This window comes from Tenacibaculum retecalamus (assembly GCF_027941755.1).
Classification (GTDB): domain Bacteria; phylum Bacteroidota; class Bacteroidia; order Flavobacteriales; family Flavobacteriaceae; genus Polaribacter; species Polaribacter haliotis_B.
The window spans coordinates 2,429,248-2,446,058 of record NZ_CP115916.1 but is presented as its reverse complement, the minus strand read 5'-3'; the positions used below and the strand labels follow the sequence as shown (position 1 = coordinate 2,446,058).

General features: G+C 32.9%; 16 protein-coding genes. 12 read left to right on the top strand and 4 right to left on the bottom strand.

Going from position 1 to position 16,811, the window contains the following annotated elements; all coding sequences use genetic code 11:
• Positions 1-3: 3 nt before the first annotated feature.
• The 4 genes from PG912_RS11580 to PG912_RS11565 form a co-directional block, all read right to left on the bottom strand.
• Positions 4-963, bottom strand: coding sequence for an alkane 1-monooxygenase (locus tag PG912_RS11580; protein ID WP_275687654.1), 960 nt, complete (start codon positions 961-963; stop codon positions 4-6).
• A gap of 97 nt (positions 964-1,060) precedes the next feature.
• On the bottom strand, positions 1,061-1,747 hold the full coding sequence (locus PG912_RS11575) for an RluA family pseudouridine synthase (RefSeq protein ID WP_275687653.1): 687 nt from the start codon (positions 1,745-1,747) through the stop codon (positions 1,061-1,063).
• Between the two features lie 33 nt (positions 1,748-1,780).
• The gene (gene yihA / locus PG912_RS11570) at positions 1,781-2,392 is read right to left on the bottom strand and encodes a ribosome biogenesis GTP-binding protein YihA/YsxC (protein WP_260586957.1); all 612 of its coding nucleotides are present in this window, start codon (positions 2,390-2,392) and stop codon (positions 1,781-1,783) included.
• Between the two features lie 18 nt (positions 2,393-2,410).
• Positions 2,411-3,175 (bottom strand): alpha/beta fold hydrolase, encoded by a 765-nt coding sequence (locus PG912_RS11565; RefSeq protein ID WP_275687652.1) that lies wholly within the window; start codon positions 3,173-3,175, stop codon positions 2,411-2,413.
• Positions 3,176-3,378: 203 nt separating this feature from the next.
• Here PG912_RS11565 and mraZ point away from each other — a divergent pair, with 203 nt between their 5' ends.
• Genes mraZ through ftsA form a run of 12 tightly spaced genes read left to right on the top strand, consistent with a single transcriptional unit; the run spans position 3,379 to position 16,802 of the window.
• Complete coding sequence (gene mraZ, locus PG912_RS11560; RefSeq protein WP_275687651.1) at positions 3,379-3,846, top strand: division/cell wall cluster transcriptional repressor MraZ; 468 nt, start codon at positions 3,379-3,381, stop codon at positions 3,844-3,846.
• Complete coding sequence (gene rsmH / locus PG912_RS11555; RefSeq protein WP_275687650.1) at positions 3,833-4,729, top strand: 16S rRNA (cytosine(1402)-N(4))-methyltransferase RsmH; 897 nt, start codon at positions 3,833-3,835, stop codon at positions 4,727-4,729. The genes mraZ and rsmH overlap by 14 nt, the downstream gene beginning before the upstream one ends.
• The gene (locus tag PG912_RS11550; protein WP_260586950.1) at positions 4,729-5,058 is read left to right on the top strand and encodes an FtsL-like putative cell division protein; all 330 of its coding nucleotides are present in this window, start codon (positions 4,729-4,731) and stop codon (positions 5,056-5,058) included. Before rsmH ends, PG912_RS11550 begins: the two co-directional genes overlap by 1 nt.
• Before the next feature lie 6 nt (positions 5,059-5,064).
• Positions 5,065-7,077, top strand: a complete 2,013-nt coding sequence (locus tag PG912_RS11545) for a penicillin-binding protein (RefSeq protein ID WP_275687649.1) — start codon at positions 5,065-5,067, stop codon at positions 7,075-7,077.
• The gene (locus tag PG912_RS11540; RefSeq protein WP_275687648.1) at positions 7,078-8,544 is read left to right on the top strand and encodes a UDP-N-acetylmuramoyl-L-alanyl-D-glutamate--2,6-diaminopimelate ligase; all 1,467 of its coding nucleotides are present in this window, start codon (positions 7,078-7,080) and stop codon (positions 8,542-8,544) included.
• A 1-nt stretch (position 8,545) separates the two neighbouring features.
• Positions 8,546-9,772, top strand: a complete 1,227-nt coding sequence (gene mraY, locus PG912_RS11535) for a phospho-N-acetylmuramoyl-pentapeptide-transferase (RefSeq protein WP_275687647.1) — start codon at positions 8,546-8,548, stop codon at positions 9,770-9,772.
• A gap of 1 nt (position 9,773) precedes the next feature.
• Positions 9,774-11,108 (top strand): UDP-N-acetylmuramoyl-L-alanine--D-glutamate ligase, encoded by a 1,335-nt coding sequence (gene murD, locus PG912_RS11530; protein WP_275687646.1) that lies wholly within the window; start codon positions 9,774-9,776, stop codon positions 11,106-11,108.
• A 9-nt stretch (positions 11,109-11,117) separates the two neighbouring features.
• Positions 11,118-12,308: an FtsW/RodA/SpoVE family cell cycle protein gene (locus PG912_RS11525; protein WP_275687645.1), complete on the top strand. Its 1,191-nt coding sequence runs from the start codon at positions 11,118-11,120 to the stop codon at positions 12,306-12,308.
• Positions 12,292-13,383 (top strand): undecaprenyldiphospho-muramoylpentapeptide beta-N-acetylglucosaminyltransferase, encoded by a 1,092-nt coding sequence (gene murG / locus PG912_RS11520; protein ID WP_275687644.1) that lies wholly within the window; start codon positions 12,292-12,294, stop codon positions 13,381-13,383. Before PG912_RS11525 ends, murG begins: the two co-directional genes overlap by 17 nt.
• Positions 13,383-14,729 (top strand): UDP-N-acetylmuramate--L-alanine ligase, encoded by a 1,347-nt coding sequence (gene murC / locus PG912_RS11515; RefSeq protein WP_275687643.1) that lies wholly within the window; start codon positions 13,383-13,385, stop codon positions 14,727-14,729. Before murG ends, murC begins: the two co-directional genes overlap by 1 nt.
• Positions 14,730-14,731: 2 nt before the next feature.
• Positions 14,732-15,469: a cell division protein FtsQ/DivIB gene (locus tag PG912_RS11510; RefSeq protein ID WP_275687642.1), complete on the top strand. Its 738-nt coding sequence runs from the start codon at positions 14,732-14,734 to the stop codon at positions 15,467-15,469.
• A complete protein-coding gene (gene ftsA / locus PG912_RS11505; protein ID WP_275687641.1) occupies positions 15,459-16,802 on the top strand; it encodes a cell division protein FtsA in 1,344 nt (447 codons plus the stop codon). Before PG912_RS11510 ends, ftsA begins: the two co-directional genes overlap by 11 nt.
• Positions 16,803-16,811: the final 9 nt, after the last annotated feature.

Here is a 16,811-nt window from a genome sequence, read left to right as displayed (position 1 = left end):
AAATTAAATTTCTTGTAGTTTTTTATTCATTACTAAAAACCATAAAGGCGGAATCAAAGAAAGTAGCATCATACCAGGATAACCAGTTGGCATTTGCGGACTTTCAGGAACTGTTTTTAGTAATTGATAATGTTTAGATCCGTTGTAATGATGGTCTGAATGACGCGATAAATTAAATAATAATACTTGCCCGATTACATGATCAGAGTTCCAAGAGTGTATTCTTTTTACACGCTCGTATCTTCCGTTTTCAAGTTGTTTCCTTAATAAACCATAATGTTCAATATAATTTATTGTTTCTAGTAATATTATTCCGAAAACGGCAGCCCCTATGAAAGAAAAAAATACAAACGGATTAAAGAGTAAGTATATCAATCCGAGAAATAATAGGTTGCAAATAGTATAGATAACCATTCTGTTTTGGTAATGAAACCAATTCCTATCACTAGCTTTTAAACGTTGGTTTTCGCTTTGCCAAGCTTGGTAATAACTTGTAATGTGTGAGCGCATCCAAAATAAATACAAAACTTCATTTTTTCTAGCAGTTGCAGCATCTTTAGGTGTGGCTACATTTAAGTGATGCCCAGCATTATGGTAAGGTAAAAAATGTGTGTTTAAAGACGTTAATAGTAAGAGTTCTCCTAAAAATTCATCCAAGCGATTATTGCGATGGCCTAATTCATGACCAACATTTATGCCTATAACTCCGCACATAACTCCTAAGGCAAGAATACGACCTGTAATTTCTGTAGTTGTTAAATTTATTTCTTGAATTACATAAAAAAACCACCCAACAAATAGTAATTGAATAGGTATTATTGCGTATAAAATTAGTGTATATAATTTATTCTCTTTTTCAATTAGCGCTTCTTCTTTGTTTAGGTTTTTTTTATCTGTTTTAAAAAAAGTTCGGCAAAAGGAACTGCAACAAAAAAAGTGAGTATAGGTAAGAAAGTAATCCACCCTTTATTGGTAAAAGCTAAAAATACCGTAATTGGTAAAATTAATATTGATAAATATTTAAGGGGTTTCATATTTGAAATTTCCCTAAAGATACAACTTACAAACAAACATCCCAAATAGCTTCTTTTGGGGTTGGGGCGGTAATTTTAACTAACTCTTTGCTTACTGGGTGAATGAATTCAATTTTACGAGCATGTAAATGAATACTACCGTCTTTATTGCTTCTTTTAGCACCGTATTTTAAATCACCTTTTATGGTAGCACCAATATTTGATAGCTGTACACGAATTTGGTGATGACGACCCGTTTCTAAATCAATTTCAAGTAAAGAATAATTGTCTAATTTTTTAAGAGTTTTATAATGAAGAATAGCCTTTTTACTACCGTCAATTTCTTTCGAATATGCAGTAGATTTATTATTTCTTGGGTTTTTCTTTAAGAAATTAATAAGGGTATCTTCACTTTTCTTAGGTTCGTTTTTTACAACAGCCCAATATGTTTTTTTGATCGTTTTTTCACGTAGCATTTTGTTTAGACGCTCTAAAGCTTTTGAAGTACGTGCGTAAATTACAACGCCAGAAGTTGGTCTGTCTAGTCGATGAACTGTTCCTAAATAAACAGCACCAGGCTTATTGTATTTGTCTTTAATATATTCTTTAACAACGTCAGAAAGTGGTTTGTCACCTGTTTTATCACCCTGAACAATATCGCCAGCTCTTTTGTTGATAACTACCAAATGGTTGTCTTCGTGTAAAACCTGTAAATTGTCTTTGTTAGAATGCATTTTTAAAGTGTCACTTCGAGGATAATCGAGAAATTATTTAAAATCTTTAACTATAGTTTCATTGGTTTCTTCAATGAATTTTAAAAATTCATCACGACCTAATCCGGTTTCAGAAGAGGTAAGAAACGATGTTGGAAGTGTTTCCCAGTGTTGTAATAATTTCTTTTTATAAGAAGCTATTTGTTGATTTATTTTAGAGCTTCCTAGTTTATCGGCTTTTGTGAAAACAATTCCAAAAGGAATTTGATTTTCGCCTAAAAACTGCATGAATTCTAAATCTATTTTTTGTGGATCATGGCGAGAATCTATTAAAACGAAAGTAAAAACAAGTTGTTCTCTTTCCTTAAAATAGTTTTCAATAAAGTACTGAAAAATAGTTCTTTTCTTCTTTGAAATTCGAGCGTAACCATAACCAGGTAAATCAACTAAAAACCATTCTTGATTTATTTTAAAATGATTAATCAATTGTGTTTTCCCAGGTTTTCCTGATGTTTTTGCTAAGTCTTTACGCTCCATCAACATGTTGATTAACGAAGATTTTCCAACATTAGAACGACCTATAAAAGCATATTCAGGTATTCTATCCTTAGGTGCTTTCATAACATTACTGTTACTCATCACAAAATCGGCAGATCTTATTTTCATAAATACTAAGTTGTGCTATTATATATTTCGTTTAGAAAGCCAGCTCTCTAATATTTCATTAAATTCTTTAGGAGTCTCCATCATTGCTGCGTGTCCACATTTATCAATCCAAAATAAATCAGAATCTGGTAGTAACTTATGAAAATCATCAGCTACTTCTGGCGGAGTTACACCATCTTGTTTTCCCCAAATAAGACACGTAGGTTGGTGCATGTTGGGCAAGTCATTTGCCATATTATGACGAATGGCACTTTTAGCGATAGAGAGTGTTTTTAAAGCTTTAACTCTGTCATTTACAATTTCGTAAATATCATCTACTAGTTCTTTTGTAGCAACTTTTGGGTCGTAAAAAACTTCTTGTGCTTTTGTTTCAATGTACTCGTAATTACCTCTTTTAGGATAGCTATCTCCCATTGATTTTTCGTACAAACCAGAGCTTCCTGTTAAAACTAAGGCACCAACATCTTTAGGATAGTGTTTTGTGTAATATAAAGCAATATGGCCACCTAGAGAATTTCCTAAAAGAACAACGTCTTTAAGATTTTTGTATTCAATGAAGTCATGTAAAAAACTAGCTAAGCTTTTTACATTTGTTTTTAGTAGTGGTAACGTGTATAAGGGCAATTCGGGAATTAAAACGTGATAGCCTTTTTTTGAAAAATGTTTAAAAGTTTCATCAAAATTACTAAGAGCTCCCATTAAGCCATGTAGTACGATTAACGTTCTTCCTTCTCCTGCTTCTGCATATGTAAAATCGCCTTCTTTTTTTAAAAAATCAGTCATTAATGTATCGGATTTGACTCAACCACAAATGTAGTCCTTTTTTGTTAAATCTTCATTTTTATTATTTAGTGACCATTCGCGCTGTTAAATGCACTTAGGCTCAGTTTTTTAACGTAAAAATCAAAATTTATCAACAAAGTGGTTAAAAGTGGTAAAAAGTGGTAAATATTCTTTATTTTTGATGCAAACTACGAGTGCTTAACGTGATAAATTTAACAGGAACATACGAATGTAAGGCAGATGCTAAGGGGAGGTTGATGATTTCATCAGCTTTTAAGAAGCAATTGTCTGCTGTATTACAAGATGGTTTTGTAGTTAAGCGGTCTGTTTTTCAGTCTTGTTTGGAGTTGTATCCAATTGCGGAGTGGAATTTAATGATGCAAAAGATTAATAAATTAAATCGATTTGTAAAGAAGAATAATGATTTTATTAGAAGGTTTACGGCTGGTGTGAAAACAGTAGAAATAGATGCTTCAGGTAGAATATTAATACCTAAAGATTTATGTCAATTTGCAGGTATAGGGAAGCAAGTGGTGCTTTCTTCGGTTGTGAATATTATTGAAATTTGGGATAAAGAAGAGTACGAAAAAGTAATTGATGATGCTGTTGTTGACTTTGCTGAATTAGCAGAAGAGGTAATGGGTAATACAGATGTAGATGAACTATCATAATCCGGTTTTATTAAAGGAAAGTATAGATGCTCTTAATATAAAAGAGGATGGAGTGTATGTAGATGTAACTTTTGGTGGCGGAGGTCATTCTAGAGAGATCTTAAGTAGGTTGGGTGCGAACGGAAAGTTGTTTGCTTTTGATCAGGATCCTGATGCGCAACAAAATACAATTGAAGATGAGCGTTTTGTTTTGATTGGAGAGAATTTTAGGTTTATTTCTAGGTTTCTTCGTTTTTACGGAGTTAGAAAAGTGGATGGTGTTTTAGCCGATTTAGGGGTTTCTTCTCATCAATTTGATGAAGCGGAAAGAGGATTTTCAACGCGGTTTGATGCTGATTTGGATATGAGAATGGATCAAAAATCAGATTTATCAGCAAAAAAAATTATTAATAAATATAGTGAGGAAAGATTAGCGGATGTGTTGTTTTTGTACGGTGAATTGCGAAATGCTCGAGCACTGTCTAAAAAAATAGTTGAAGCTAGGCAGGAAGAGGAGATTGAAACAAGTTTTCAGTTAAAAGAAGTGTTGAAGGAGTTTCTTCCACAAGCAAAAGAACATAAAATATTAGCGCAAATATTTCAAGCGGTTAGGATAGAGGTTAATCAGGAGTTAGAGGTGTTGAAAGAGTTTTTAGAGCAAATGCCTGGTTTGTTGAGTGAAGAAGGAAGGTTGAGTGTAATTTCTTATCATTCGTTAGAGGATCGATTGGTGAAAAGATTTATAAGAACCGGTTTGTTTAGCGGTGAGCCGGAAAAAGATTTTTACGGAAACATTAGTGTTCCTTTGAAAAAAGTTGGGAAGATGATTATACCAACAAGAGAAGAAATTAAGGTTAATAATAGAGCGCGAAGTGCGAAGTTACGTGCAGCAACACTAAAATAATGTCTAAGGTAAAAGAAGGTATTTACGGTGTTTTGCGAGGGCGTTTTTTAACAGATGATAGCTCTTTTAATAATTGGCGGATATTGATTTTTGTGGTTGTGCTGCTTCTAATAATGATTTCAAGTTCACATAGCTTAGATGCAAAAGTTGTAAAGTTGGCGGAGTTGAACGGTAAGAAAAGAGAGTTGCGAGCTGAAGATTTTGATACGAGTACAACATTAACAAAAATGAGGCTAGAAAGTAGTGTCAGGAAAAAAGTTAAAGATAAAGGGTTGTTTCCAGCAAAAAAACCTCCTCAAAAAATAAAAGTAACAACTAAAAAAGAATAAATAAAAATGGTAATAAAGAAAAGTATATTAAATAAGCTCTATATAGTGGTGGTTTTAATGACGCTTTTCTTTGTGGTTATTGTTTTTAGAGTTTTTAATCTTCAGTATATAGATGGAGATAAATACAGAAAACTTTCTCTTGAGAAAACCGAAAAAAACGACACAATATTTGCAAACCGAGGTAATGTGTATGCTGCGGATGGAAATTTATTAGCGACTTCAATGTCTAAATACACCATTCGAATGGATGTAGATGTGGTGAAATCGTCAGTGTTTGAAAAAAATATCCGTGCTCTTTCAGAGGCGTTGTCTGCGATGTTGGGTAAGCCAGCAAGTTATTATCAAAAGAGAATAAGGCAGGCAAAAAAACAAAAAAACCGTTATTTATTAATTGCTCGTAACATAGGTTATAATGACTGTATGAAAATGAGAACGTTTCCTATTTTTAGAGAGGGTATGTATCGCGGTGGTTTCATTGCAGAGCAAAGTACGGTTAGAGTGCACCCGATAGGTAAGATAGCGGCAAGAACAATTGGGTATGATAATATAAGAGGTGGTGCTGGTATTGAAGGTGCATTTGCTGATTATATGCAAGGAGAAAATGGTTGGCGCTTAAAACAGAAAATAGCAAAAGGGCAGTGGAGACCTATTAATGATGTAAATGAAAAAGAGCCGATAGATGGTAGTGATGTAATAACGACTATTGATGTGAATATTCAGGATATAACGCATCATGCCTTGTTAAGGCAGCTAGAAGATCTTGAGGCAGATCATGGTTGTGCCGTTGTTATGGAGGTAGAGACTGGAGAGGTAAAAGCGATCGCTAATTTAGGAAGAACATCTAAAGGAAAGTATTACGAAAAAAGAAACTACGCGGTTTGGGAAAGTCATGAGCCTGGGTCTACTTTTAAGTTGGCTAGTTTAATGGCTGCTTTAGAAGATAAAGTGGCAGACACGTCTGATGTTGTTGATTGTGAAAAAGGAAAGATTTTTATAAATAACAGAAAAGTAGAAGATAGTAAAGCTGGCGGACATGGTAAAATCTCTTTAGCACGGGTTTTTGAAGTTTCCTCTAATGTTGGAATTGTAAAAACGATTCGAAAACATTACGATAAAAAGCCGAAGAAATTTATAAAAAGAATTAAATCTTTTGGCTTAGATCAGTTAACGGGAGTTAAAATAAAGGGAGAAGGAAAGCCTTATATTCCAAATCCTTCAGAAAAAAGTTGGAGTCCGATTTCATTAGAATGGATGGCTTGGGGATACGGAGTTTCTCTTACGCCATTACAAACATTGGCTTTTTATAATGCGGTAGCAAATAATGGGCGATTAGTAAAACCATATTTTGTTAAGGAGTTGCGTATTGGAGGAAAAGTAGAAAAACGTTTCGATACAGAGGTTTTAAAAGAAAAAATAGCTTCTCAAAACACCTTAAATAAAGTAAGGAAAGTTATGGAGAATACGGTAGAAAAAGGAACTGCAAAAAACATATATTCCTCTAATTTTTCTATGGCTGGAAAAACAGGAACTGCTAAAAAATGGATTCCGAAGCATAAAGATAAAGATGGTAAAACAGTTTACGGTCATTATTCAAGTAAAAAATATGTGGCTTCTTTTGCTGGTTTTTTTCCTGCAGATAATCCTAAATATTCATGCATTGTAGTTATTCATAGTCCTAAGAAAGAAAAAGGATATTACGGAGCTATTGCCGCAGCGCCAGTATTTAAAGATATTGCTCAGAAAATTTACACAACAACACCAATAAATAATCAATTAGTGTCTGATGAAATTTCATCAGTAAGTATTGATAAAGAATATCAAGATTATTATAAAAAATTAAGAAAATATAAAACGATTATGCCTAAGGTTTTAGGTATGAGTGGAATGGATGCAGTTGCTTTGTTAGAAAATATGGGTTTAAAAGTTGAGTTTTCTGGAATGGGAAAAGTAACAGAACAATCTATAAATAAAGGACTAAAAGTAGCAAAAGGAGCAACAGTTTATTTAAAGTTATCATAATTGAAAAAATTAAAAGACATATTATATAAAGTAGCTGTAAATGAAATTTACGGAAGCACTGATGTTGTAATTAACAATATTCAGTTTGATAGTCGATTAGTGCAAAAAAACGACCTGTTTGTGGCGCAAAAGGGTGGTACTGTAGATGGACATCAGTTTATAGAAAAGGTATTGAATTTAGGTGTTATTGTTATTGTTTGTAAAAGTATTCCTGCGGATAAAAAAGAAGGAGTAACCTATGTTGAGGTAGAGGACTCTAATGTTGCGTTGGCAATTATGGCGGCTAATTTTTATGATAATCCGTCAAGTAAATTGCAGCTAGTAGGTGTTACAGGTACAAACGGTAAAACAACGATTGCTACATTATTGTATCAATTGTTTAAAAAAGCAGGGTATAAAGTAGGTTTGTTATCAACAGTTAAAGTAATGGTTGCTGATGAAACGCATAAAGCAACGCATACAACGCCAGATTCTTTAGCTATAAATAAGTACTTATCGTTAATGATTGATGCAGGTGTAGACTACTGTTTTATGGAAGTTAGTTCTCACGGGATTCATCAAAAAAGAACTGAAGGATTGGTTTTTACGGGCGGTGTTTTTACCAATTTATCTCACGATCATTTGGATTATCATGAAACCTTTGCTGAGTATAGAGATGTAAAAAAATCATTTTTTGACTCGTTGCCAAAATCAGCATTTGCATTGGTAAATATTGATGATAAGAACGGGCAGATAATGCTACAGAATACCAAAGCAAACAAGCAAACATATGCCTTAAAAACACTTGGCGATTTTAAGGCTAAAGTGTTAGAGAAAAGTTTTTCAGGCAGTTTACTAGCGATCAATAATATTGAGGTTTGGACTAAGTTAATCGGTGAATTTAATGCATCTAACTTGTTGGCTATTTTCGGAGTTGCAGATCTATTAGGTTTAGAAAAATTAGAAATATTAAGGCTTATAAGTGAGTTAGAAAGTGTAGATGGGCGTTTTCAATATACTGTTTCAGATAGCGGAGTAACTGCTGTTGTTGATTATGCGCACACACCAGATGCACTTAAAAACGTATTGCAAACCATAAATGATATCCGAAACGGTAATGAAAATGTAATTACAGTTGTTGGTTGTGGTGGCGATAGAGATAAAACCAAGCGTCCAAAAATGGCAATGATTGCTTCTCAATTAAGTGGTCAGGTGATTTTCACTTCAGATAACCCAAGAACGGAAGATGCTCAGGTGATTATCGATGAGATGGAAGCAGGTGTATCGGTAGAAAATTATAAAAAAACATTGTCGATTTTAAATAGAAAACAAGCAATTAAAACGGCCTGTAAAATAGCGACAACTGGAGATATAATATTAATTGCAGGAAAAGGACATGAAGATTATCAAGAAATAAATGGTGTAAAACATCATTTTGATGATTTGGAAGAGGTAGAAAACTGTTTTAATCAATTAAAAAAATCATAGCATGCTGTATTATATATTTCAATATTTAGAAAGTGAATTTAATTTAACAGGAGCAAGTGTGTTTCAGTTTATTACGTTCCGTGCAGCCATCGCGTTTATTATGTCTTTGTTGATATCAACAATCTTCGGAAAGAAAATAATTAATTTTTTAAGAAAACAGCAAATAGGAGAAACGGTAAGAGATTTAGGTTTAGTAGGACAAGTGCAAAAAGCAGGTACGCCTACAATGGGAGGACTTATTATAATCCTTGCCACCTTAGTTCCTGTGCTTTTATTAGCGAAATTAGAAAACATTTACATTGTTATCTTGTTGATAACAACTGTTTGGATGGGGTTGATTGGTTTTACAGATGATTACATAAAAGTATTTAAAAAAGATAAAGCAGGTTTAAAAGGGAAATTCAAAGTTTTAGGTCAGGTTGGTTTGGGTATTATTGTTGGGTCGATGTTGTATTTTCATCCAGATGTAACTATAAAAGAACAGTTGCCAAAAGCTGAGCAAGTAGTTCAGGTAAACGGAAAAGTGAAGGTTTTTGGCGAGGCACATAAATCAACAAAAACAACCGTTCCGTTTTTAAAGGACAATGAATTAGATTATGCAAAAGCATTTAACTTTTTAGGGGATGGTTACGAAAAATACGGATGGATTGTTTTCATTTTTGTAGTTGTTTTTATTGTAACCGGAATATCAAATGGTGCAAATTTAACGGATGGTATTGACGGCTTAGCAGCCGGTACGTCCGCAATTATGGTAATCGCATTGGCAATATTTGCATGGGTATCAGGAAATATCATTTTTGCAGATTATCTCAACGTAATGTATATCCCAAATTCGGGAGAAATGACAGTATTTATATTCGCTTTTGCAGGAGCTTTAATTGGGTTTTTGTGGTATAATACATTTCCTGCTCAGGTATTTATGGGTGATACGGGTAGTTTAACAATCGGAGGAATCATTGCGGTTATTGCTATTGCTATTCGTAAAGAATTATTGTTGCCAATTTTAGCAGGAATTTTTGTGATTGAAAATTTGTCAGTAATACTTCAGGTATTCTACTTTAAGTACACCAAAAAACGATTTGGCGTAGGAAAGAGAATTTTTAAAATGGCACCATTACATCATCATTATCAAAAATTAAACTATCACGAAAGTAAAATAGTTACCCGTTTTTGGATTGTAGGAATCCTATTGGCGGTATTAACAATTGTAACCTTGAAATTAAGATAAAATGAAAAGGTTGGTAATTCTTGGTGGAGGAGAAAGTGGTGTTGGTACAGCGTTATTAGGAAAACAAAAAGGATTTGAAGTTTTTGTTTCTGATAAAGGGAGTATTGCAGAGAAATACAAAAAAGTTCTTTTACATAACTCAATTGATTTTGAAGAAAATCAGCACACAGAAAGTGAAATTTTTAATGCTGATGTTATAATGAAAAGTCCAGGTATTCCTGATGGCGTGAAGTTAGTTCAAGAATTGATTTCAAAAGGAATAAAAGTAATTTCTGAAATAGAATTTGCAGCTGAATTTACAAATGCAAAAATAATCGGTATTACAGGTTCAAACGGAAAAACAACGACCACTTTATTAACTGGTCATGTGCTTAATAAAGCTGGATTTAACGTTGGAATAGGAGGTAATATTGGTGATAGTTTTGCAGAGCAAGTAGCGAAGGGTGAACACAGTGAATATGTATTAGAATTAAGTAGTTTTCAGTTAGATGGAATTATAGATTTTAAACCACATATTGCAATTATAACAAATATATCGCCAGATCATTTAGATAGGTATGAGTGCAATTTTGATAAATACATAGCTTCAAAATTCCGAATTACGAAAAATCAAACAGCCGATGATTTTTTAATTTATGATGCCGATGATACGGCAATAGAAAATTGGTTAAGTAAAAATAAAATTAACGCAAAAAAGATTCCGTTTTCTATCGAAAGAGAATTAGAATACGGAGTTTTTTTAAGACAAAATAAAATAATAATGAAATTAACAACAGAAGAGGTATTAATGAACGTTTCTGAATTAGCATTAAAAGGAAAACACAATACTAAAAATGCTATGGCATCAGCTATGGCAGCAAAATTGTTACAGGCTAGAAAAGAAACAATAGCTGAAAGTTTGTTAGACTTTGAAGGTGTAGAGCATCGTTTAGAATATGTGCAGAAAATTAATGGCGTACAGTTTATTAACGATAGTAAAGCTACCAATATAAATGCTGTTTTTTATGCATTGGAGTGTATGGATAGTCCTACGGTTTGGATAGTTGGTGGTGTTGATAAAGGAAATGATTATGCTGATTTATTACCGTTAGTAAGAGAAAAGGTAAAAGCAATTATTTGTTTAGGTTTAGATAATCAAAAAATCATTGAAACCTTTGGTAACGTTGTAGATGTTTTAGTAGAAACTGCAGGAGCGGAAGAAGCTGTTAAAGTTGCAAATAAAGTAGCGAAAGCAGGAGATGTTGTTTTGTTATCTCCAGCATGTGCTAGTTTCGATTTGTTCGAAAACTATGAAGATAGAGGGCGAAAATTTAAGGAAGCTATTAAAAATTTATAAAATAAATTAATGAAAACTATTTTTCAGCATATAAAAGGAGACAGGGCTATTTGGGCTATTGTTGCTGTGTTGGCAATATTTTCATTTATGCCAATTTATAGTGCTAGTACAAATTTAGTATATGTAGTTGGTAATGGTTCTACCTTTGGGCATTTAATAAAGCATGTAATGTTGTTAATTACAGGTTTTGCTGTAATTTATGGAGTACATAAAATTCCGTATCGTTATTTTAGTGGAGGCTCTGTTTTAATGTTACCAATAGTTGTATTACTATTAATAGTCACGTTGGCACAAGGAACAACAATCGGAGGAGCCAATGCAAGTAGGTGGATTCGAATACCCTTTGTGGGTATCGGTTTTCAAACCTCTACACTAGCAGGTTTGGTGTTAATGGTATATGTATCGAGGTATCTAGCAAAAAACAAAGAGAACGTAATAAGTTTTAGAGATAGTTTATTACAGTTGTGGCTGCCTATAGGGCTTGTATTAGCATTAGTACTTCCTGCAAATTTATCTACCACAGCAATTGTGTTTTTTATGATTTTGGTGTTAACGTTTATCGGCGGATATCCGTTAAAATACATTGGTTATATTTTAGGAATAGGGCTTTTTTCTTTACTCTTTTTTATTCTAGTAGCAAAGGCTTTTCCTGATGCAATGCCAAACAGGGTAAACACTTGGCAAAGTAGATTAGATGGTTTTTCTAATTCAGATAGAAAAGAAAATTATCAAGTAGAAAAAGCAAAAATAGCAATCGCCACAGGCGGAATACTAGGAAAAGGACCAGGAAAGAGTGTGCAGAAAAATTTTTTACCACAATCATCTTCCGATTTTATATATGCTATTATTATAGAGGAATATGGTCTTGTAGGAGCAGTAATAGTTGTATTTATTTATTTTTTATTGCTGTTTAGAATTTTAATTACCGCTAAAAAGGCAACGACAATTTTTGCGACTTTAATGGTGTTGGGAGTAGGGATTCCAATTGTTTTTCAGGCGATGATTAATATGGCAGTAGCCGTAAATATATTACCTGTAACAGGGCAAACATTGCCGTTAATTAGTAGCGGTGGTACCTCTATTTGGATGACGTGTTTTGCTTTAGGAATGATATTAAGTGTTAGTGCTCATAAAAATGAAACAGAGGAAACAATTTTAGATGATAACCCTTTAGATATTTTACATGAAACAATCGATTAATGTTATTATAAGCGGCGGTGGAACTGGAGGGCATATATATCCGGCTATTGCCATTGCAAATGAAATAAAAGTCCGGTATCCGGATGCAAATATTTTATTTGTTGGTGCAAAAGATAAAATGGAAATGGAAAAAGTTCCACAAGCAGGTTATGATATTAAAGGATTGTGGATTTCAGGCATTCAAAGAAAAATAACTGCCAAGAACTTATTATTTCCTGTTAAGTTGTTAAGTAGTTTATGGAATGCGCATAAAATTATCAGAAAATTTAAACCAAATGTGGTAATCGGTACTGGTGGTTTTGCAAGTGGACCAACATTAATGGTTGCTAATAAAAAAGGAATTCCTACAGTTGTACAAGAACAAAATTCATATCCGGGAATTACAAATAAATTACTGAGTAAAAAAGCAGGTAAAATATGTGTTGCTTATGATAATTTAGAACGTTTTTTTCCGAAGGATAAAATTATAAAAACAGGAAATCCTGTTCGTCAAGATTTGTTAAAGATTCATACAAAAGTTAACGTAGGAAAAGAATTTTTTGAGTTAGATAGTTCAAAAAAAACAATACTAGTTTTAGGTGGAAGTTTAGGGGCAAGAAAGATAAATCAATTAATAGAAGAAAATCTTGACTTTTTTAAAAATCAGAATATTCAATTAATTTGGCAATGTGGTAAGTTGTATTTTGAAGAATATAAGAAATATAATGAAGTAGAAAACGTACAGGTACATCAGTTTTTAAATAGAATGGATTTGGCGTATGCGGCAGCTGATTTTATAGTTTCAAGAGCGGGTGCAAGTTCAGTTTCAGAATTGTGTATTGTGGGTAAACCAACTGTTTTTATTCCGTCGCCAAATGTAGCAGAAGATCATCAAACTAAAAATGCAAAATCGATTGTAGATAAACATGGAGCAATTTTAGTGAAAGAAAATGAGTTAGATACTTTTCCGATAGTAATCGAAACATTATTAAAAGATAAAGGCAAGCAGCAGAGTTTAAGTGAAAACATTAATGAATTAGCATTACCCAATGCAACGAGTGATATCGTTAACGAAATAGAAAAACTAATTAATTAGTGAATTTAAAAACAATACATAACGTTTATTTTATTGGTATCGGAGGAATCGGTATGAGCGCTATTGCTCGTTATTTTGCTGTGAACGGAAAAAAGGTATTTGGCTATGATAAAACGCCAAGTCCGATTACTAAAAAATTGGAGGAGATTGGTGTAAAAATTCATTTTGAAGATGCTGTTAAAAACATCGATATTTCTTGTTTAGATAAAGAGCAAACGTTGGTGGTTTATACGCCTGCGATTCCGAATGCGCACCAAGAATTAAATTATTTTATAAACAACGGATTTGAAATTTTAAAAAGGGCGGAAATTTTAGGAGAAATCACTAAAAATACTTTTTGTTTAGGGGTTGCAGGTACACATGGTAAAACCACAACTTCTTCTATTTTAGGACACATAATGCAGCCTGAAAAAGCAACGTCTTTTTTAGGAGGAATTGCAGAAAATTATAATTCAAATTTAATTTTAGGAGAAGATAAAATATCAGTTGTAGAAGCAGATGAATTTGATCGGTCATTTTTAAAATTGTCGCCAAATATTGCATGCGTTACTTCTATGGATGCAGATCATTTGGATATTTACGGAGAAAATGAAATGTTACAACAGTCGTTTAGAGAATTTGCAAATAAAGTTTCAGATACGTTAATTGTAGCAAAAGGTTTGCCTTTAAAAGGGTTAACATATGCTGTAAATGAATCGGCAGATTATAAGGCGTACAATGTAAAAGTTGAAACAGGAAAGTATGTTTTTGATGTGCAAACACCAACATCAGAAATAAAAAATATAGAATTCCATTTACCAGGAAAACATAACATGATGAATGCCTTGGCTGCTTTAGCAATGGCAGATGTGTATGGTGTTTCTTTAGCGAAAATTAAAGAACAATTAAAAACGTTTAAAGGAGTTCAGCGTAGGTTTTCATATAAAATTAAAACAGAAGATGTAGTATTGATTGATGATTATGCACATCATCCAACAGAAATAGATGCTGTGGAGCATTCGATACGAGAAATGTATCCGAAGGAAAAAGTGTTGGCCGTTTTTCAACCACATTTATATACGAGAACAAAAGATTTTGTGGAAGATTTTGCAATAGCACTTTCTAAGTTTGATGAAGTATTGTTATTAGATATTTATCCAGCAAGAGAGTTGCCTATAAAAGGAGTTACTTCTTCGTGGTTACTAGCTAAAATAAATTCAGAAAATAAAGCATTGGTTTCTAAAGAAAATTTAGGCGCTGAAATCTTGAAATCTGAGGCGAAAATTATAACAATGTTAGGCGCAGGCGATATCGGTTTGTTGGTCGGTGAAGTAAAGAATAGTTTAGAGAAAAAATATAATATTTAAATATGAGAAAAGTAACAACATATCTTTCTTTTTTCGTGTTACTAGTGTTTTTAGGCTTTTTGTACGGCTTTGCGGCGGGTAAAAATGGTGTAAAAAAGGTTGAAAACACCGTAGTTGAATTTGAAGCAGGTGATAATAACTTTTTGACACACAGTATGGTTGATAAATTGTTAATACAAAATAAAATTTTTGTTAAAAATCAACCAAAAAGAGTGGTAGATTTACACCTTTTAGAAACAAATGTTTCAAAGAATCCTTATGTTGAAAAAGCAGCTGTTTTTTTAACAATTAATGGCGTGCTAAAAACACTTATAAAACAGCGCAAACCAATAGCGCGTATTGTTAATAAAAGTGATTCATATTATATTGATAAGTTTGGTGTTGAAATTCCTTTGTCAGCAAATTTCTCAGCAAGAGTACCATTAGTTTCAGGCATAAATAATGCTAAAGATATAAAGGAGTTAATTAGTTTAATAAAAACAATTGGAGCACATGATTTTTTGAATAAAGAAATTATTGCAATCCAAAAAAATGTTCGTGAAGAATATGAATTTACAGTTCGTAGCGGTGAATATAAAATAGTTTTTGGGAAGCTAGTAAATGTAAATGTGAAGTTTAAAAAGCTAATTGCATTTTATAATAAAGCATTGATTGATAAAACAATTAAAAATTATAAGACAATAAATGTAAAATACCACAACCAAGTTGTGTGCACAAAACAAAAGCAAGATGGAGAATAATAAAATTGCCGTTGGTTTAGATATTGGTACTACCAAAATTGTTGCGATGATTGGTCGTAAGAATGAATACGACAAATTAGAAATTTTAGGTATTGGTAAAGCTAAAAGTTTAGGTGTAAAACGTGGAGTGGTAAATAACATAACCCAAACAATTCAATCTATTCAGGAAGCTGTTGATGAGGCACAAAGTGTTTCGGGGCAGAAAATTGAAAGTGTTGTTGTAGGTATTGCGGGGCAACATATAAGAAGTTTGCATCATAGCGATTATATTACGCGCGAAAAATCTGACGAGGTAATTAATGAGATTGATATTGAAAGTTTAGTTAGTCAGGTGCATAAATTAGTAATGCTTCCTGGTGAAGAAATTATTCATGTTTTACCACAAGATTTTAAAGTAGACAGTCAGTCAGAAATAAAAGAGCCAATTGGTATGTATGGCGGACGACTAGAAGCTAATTTTCATGTAGTTGTTGGTCAGGTTTCTTCAATAAGAAATATTGGAAGATGCGTAAAAAGTGCAGGTTTAGGTTTGTCTGATATTACATTAGAACCGTTAGCATCGGCATCCGCAGTTTTAAGTCAAGAAGAAAAAGAAGCAGGAGTTGCTTTGATAGATATTGGTGGAGGTACTACCGATTTAGCAATATTTAAAGATGGTATTATTCGTCATACTGCAGTAATTCCTTTCGGAGGAAATGTAATTACTGAAGATATAAAAGAAGGTTGTTCGATAATCGAAAAACAAGCAGAATTACTAAAAGTAAAGTTTGGTTCTGCATGGCCAGGAGAAAATAAAGAAACAGAAATAGTTTCTATTCCTGGATTAAGAGGAAGAGAGCCTAAAGAGATTACGCTTAAGAATTTATCAAAAATAATTCATGCCAGAGTACAAGAAATTATAGAGCATGTGTATTTAGAAATTAAAAATTATGGGCACGAAACTCAGAAAGGAAAATTAATTGCTGGAATTGTATTAACCGGAGGAGGATCTGAGTTAAAACATTTACGTCAGTTAGTAGAATATATAACAGGAATGGACGTTCGTATTGGATATCCGAATGAACATTTAGCAGGCGATTCTGACGATGTTTTGTCTAGCCCTTCATACGCAACCGCAGTTGGTTTGTTAATGGAAGGTTTACAGAAAGAATCATGCGAAGTGGTCGTAGAGAATTATGAAAAAGAAATCATAACTGAAACGAAAGATACTGCTGTGGAAGAAACTCCTGTGGCAGAAATTGTTGAAAAAGAAACGATAAAAAAAGGTAAGTCTAAATCTTTTTTAGATAAGTTTAGAGAAAGATTTACGGAGTTTTTAGACAACGCAGAATAAACGAATATT